The organism is Propionivibrio sp. (assembly GCF_017995515.1).
Classification (GTDB): Bacteria; Pseudomonadota; Gammaproteobacteria; order Burkholderiales; family Rhodocyclaceae; genus Propionivibrio.
In genome coordinates this window covers 1-3,645 of sequence record NZ_JAGOIT010000174.1, presented here as the reverse complement: position 1 = coordinate 3,645, position 3,645 = coordinate 1, and the positions used below count along the sequence as shown (strand labels likewise).

At 62.8% G+C, this 3,645-nt stretch carries 3 protein-coding genes, 1 pseudogene and 1 riboswitch; of the genes and pseudogenes, 1 reads left to right on the top strand and 3 read right to left on the bottom strand.

Annotation, left to right across the window (positions count from 1 at the left end; genetic code table 11):
• Positions 1-110 precede the first annotated feature (110 nt).
• From KBA32_RS16715 to KBA32_RS16705, 3 genes are all read right to left on the bottom strand, one after another.
• Entirely contained in the window at positions 111-1,445 is a 1,335-nt protein-coding gene (locus KBA32_RS16715; RefSeq protein ID WP_294361387.1) for a carbonic anhydrase, read from the bottom strand.
• A gap of 172 nt (positions 1,446-1,617) precedes the next feature.
• Positions 1,618-2,244: a chloramphenicol acetyltransferase gene (locus tag KBA32_RS16710; protein WP_294361385.1), complete on the bottom strand. Its 627-nt coding sequence runs from the start codon at positions 2,242-2,244 to the stop codon at positions 1,618-1,620.
• A complete protein-coding gene (locus KBA32_RS16705) occupies positions 2,237-2,830 on the bottom strand; it encodes an HD family hydrolase (protein ID WP_294361384.1) in 594 nt (197 codons plus the stop codon). The genes KBA32_RS16710 and KBA32_RS16705 overlap by 8 nt, the downstream gene beginning before the upstream one ends.
• Positions 2,831-2,934: 104 nt before the next feature.
• A riboswitch (TPP riboswitch) is annotated at positions 2,935-3,034 on the top strand.
• Between the two features lie 118 nt (positions 3,035-3,152).
• Here KBA32_RS16705 and KBA32_RS16700 point away from each other — a divergent pair.
• A pseudogene (locus tag KBA32_RS16700) lies at positions 3,153-3,645 on the top strand (phosphomethylpyrimidine synthase ThiC); the annotation flags it as partial.

Genomic DNA, 3,645 nt, shown 5'->3' with positions numbered 1-3,645 from the left:
AGGAGTGCAGATTTTCTGCGCGATAACGGCTTTTCTTCGTAGAAGCACGCCTTTTCGCCCGGTAAAACCGGGCTCCTACGACCAACCGTGCCGCCGAAGGCTCCGCGACGCTACCGCGACTCCTTGATCAGACGCCCGGACCCCGGTTGCACCGGCCGGGCGTTGTTTCTATAAAGCCGCGCGAAAATCGCCTGCTGTTCGGGCGAAATCTGCTGTGGCTGTTTGAGCACCAGCCAGAGGACGTCTTCCGAACAGGGCGGTGTCGTCAGCGAGCCCATGTAGGTGTAGTAATTGCGGCTCTCGGGCAGAAGTTGCGTGGGGTCGAGCGTCAGCGCGGGTGGCGCGACCTCAGAGCTCTTCTCCAGCGGCAGGATGTTCCAGACGGTCTGGACAAACGGGTTCTCGGCGCCGTTTTCGAGCAGGACGGCGACGACCGCGAGCTTGCCGTCGTCCGCCCGATGCACCATGTGCACGACCATATCAAATGCCTTTCCTTCCACCATTTCTTCCGACGGGCGGTGGAAGTGGAACTGGATCAGCTGGTAGCTCTTGCCCAAAAGGCTGATGCTGCCGCCGGGCAGGGTGACCTGCACCGTGTGCCCGTTGTCGATCACTCTGAATCGCGCCGGCCGATAGTCGAACTGGATCGGCTCCAGATCGACCCGGATGCCGTCGCGGATGTCGATCGGCGATTGGCGCTTGCCGGCGCCGCAGAGCGCGTACTCCGGGCTGAGGCGCACCCAGTTCTCCGGCGCGCCGGCGCCTTCGTAGCCCCAGTGGATCGCGGCGTGCTGTTGTACTGCGGCGTACGCGGATGACGGACGCGAAGCGATGCGTGGCGCCGCACGATGCGTCGCCGGCGGCTTGGTCGCCGGCCTGTCTTCAACGACCGGACCCGTCGCCACCTTCTTCGTCGCACTCGCTGCCACGATCTTCTGTAGATCCTTTTCAACCGCCTTCGCTACGAGTTCGTCGTTCGCCTTGCGCACGTCGGCGGTCATTTCGTTGATCTTCTCGACCGTCCTGGTCGCCGACACCGAGGCACCGCTCTCGCCTTTCGGCCGACAGGCTTCGCGGAACAGCTTTTCATCCGGCGTTCCCGAGCGCACGGGCATGGCGAAAGGCGATTTCACCTCTTCCTGACGCAACACCTCGCCCTCTTCCTTGTAGTAGGTGCGCTTCTGCGTCGCCAGCGTGCGTCCGGCGCAGTCGAAATAGTCCTGCACTTCGATGATGCGGTAAGACGCCGAGGTCTTCGGATCGACGATCGGCCGGTCGAGCACCACACGCCCGACGGCGGTGGCCCCGCCCGCGGCGTCGACGACGATCGTCTCCCGGTCGATCTCGACCTGCCTGCCCGGCTCGCTCAACACCCCCTGCCACGCTGCCGAGACCAGCGCCGGGAAAACCGCCGCGACCCATGCCGTGGAGAACTTGAAGCGCATGATTGGTCTCCCGCCAAACATTTTCTGTCTCATCTACCGATTCACGGAAAAGACGACGAAATCTTTAGCGATGCCGGTGCGAAATTTCGCTTCGCATCGCGCTTACCAAGAACAACCGGAGACGATCTCTCGCACGAAAAATCGGGCTCCTGGAATGCGTAGCGCAACGCCGTCACAGCGCGTTCAGCATTGCTTCGAGCGCGTCCTTGAAGCGGGCGATGTGGATGCCGTCGACGAAGGCGTGATGCACCTGCACCGAGTACGGCAGGACGACGCAACCGCCTTCCTCGCGGTACTTGCCCCACGACAGGCGCGGCACCGAGTCCTCGCGGTCGTGGGTGATCGTGTGGTTGAGCTGCGTGAATGAGACCCACGGGATCGAGGTGTAGTAGATCAGGTCGTCGCGCCCTTCGAAGCCGGTGAAGTCGAAAGGATGCACCTGTTCGGATGACCGGGCTGCAGCGCGCTCGACGAACGCTTCGAGCGTCTCCGGCATCTCGACGGTAACGATGCGGAACAGGTCGCTGTCCTTGCTCATGTCGGTAAACGACGGATGCAGGCCGTCGTGCAGCACGACCTTGTCGCCGCGTGCCCGGTAGCGGAAGGCCTCGACCGCGTTGGCGGCGAGCGTCGAGCAGTAAAGCAGCGCATAGTAGAACGACAGCCCGCGCTCCCGACAGAACGGGACCAGCTTCGATACGTCAACGTCGAAGCAGAGGTTGTACTGCGGGTAGTCCATGCGCATGAAGAAGCGGTAGTGCTCGCGGCGCGGCCAGCTCTCGATGTCGATCTCACGCATCGCGCGCCCCCCCAGAGGACGACTCGCGGTGCCGCTGCGCCGTGTCCGCATCGATCATCGTGCGGATCTGCTCGAACAAGGGATGCGCGCCCATCTGCTTCTGCCCGTAGGTGAGGTTGAAGCTGTAGTCGAAGTCCGGCGGGTTCTTGCCCTGGTTGTGCTGGATGATCGTCTCGATCTTGTCCAGCCCCTTCACCAGCCGCGCCTCCGGGCTGGCGGCGTTCTCGTACTCGTCCCACAGCGCGAGGAACTGGGCGTGAATCGGCTCCGGCAGATGCGAGAGCAGCGTCACGAGGTCAGCGCGTTCGAGCGCCGACTTGTTCGGCACATTGACCTGCTCGACGGCCGGAATGTCGCCGCTGATCGCCTCGCCCAGATCGTGCACGACGCAGATCTTGAGCAGCTTGCCGAAGTCGATGCCCGAAAAATCGGACTCGAAGACCATGCCGAGCAGGCACAGGCGCCAGGTGTGTTCGGCCGTGCTTTCCTGCTTGCCGGTTGAGGTGTACGCGCTGCGATGGACGTTCTTCAGGCGCTCGGCTTCGCGGATGAAGGTGAGGCAGGCGCTGAGTTCTTCGGTGTTCATGGACTGGATTTCCTGATGCTGGCAAGACGAAGCGGAGGCCAATGATACCGCCACGCGGCGAGCGATTGCGTCTTGCCATCAGCCGCCGAATCCGCTAACTTGGCCGCTCTCGTTAGGGGTGCCGTACCGAAACTGGTACAGCTGAGATAAACCCTTTGAACCTGTACGGGTAATGCCGTCGCAGGGAAGCGAAAGAGTCCTGCCGCAGCCACACTCGCTGCATTCCTTCGTCCCCCCCGCTGCGCCATCCCTTGCATATCAAGTTGTCCGACGTTACGAGTCCGCTCGTCGCGCCGGCTGTTTAACTTCGCAAGGAAATCAAATGAACGCTTCTGAAAAATTCCTCGCTTCCGACGCCCACGTCGACGAGGCCGCCATCCAGCCTTTGCCCAATTCGCGCAAGATCTACGTCGAGGGCAGCCGCCCGGACATCCGCGTGCCGATGCGCGAGATCACGCAGGACGACACGCCGACGGCCTTTGGTGGGGAGAAGAACCCGCCGATCTTCGTCTACGACTGTTCCGGCCCGTATTCCGATCCGAGCGCGAAGATCGACATCCGCAACGGCCTGCCGGCATTGCGCGCCGGCTGGATCGCCGAGCGTGGCGACACCGAAGAACTGAAGGATCTCTCGTCCGAATTCGGCCGCCTGCGCGCCGCCGAAAAGTCGCTCGACGAGTTGCGCTTTCCCGGCCTGCACCGCAAGCCCTTGCGCGCCAAGCCCGGCAAGAACGTCACCCAGATTCACTACGCGCGGCAGGGCATCATCACCCCGGAAATGGAGTTCATCGCCATCCGCGAGAACAACAACCGCC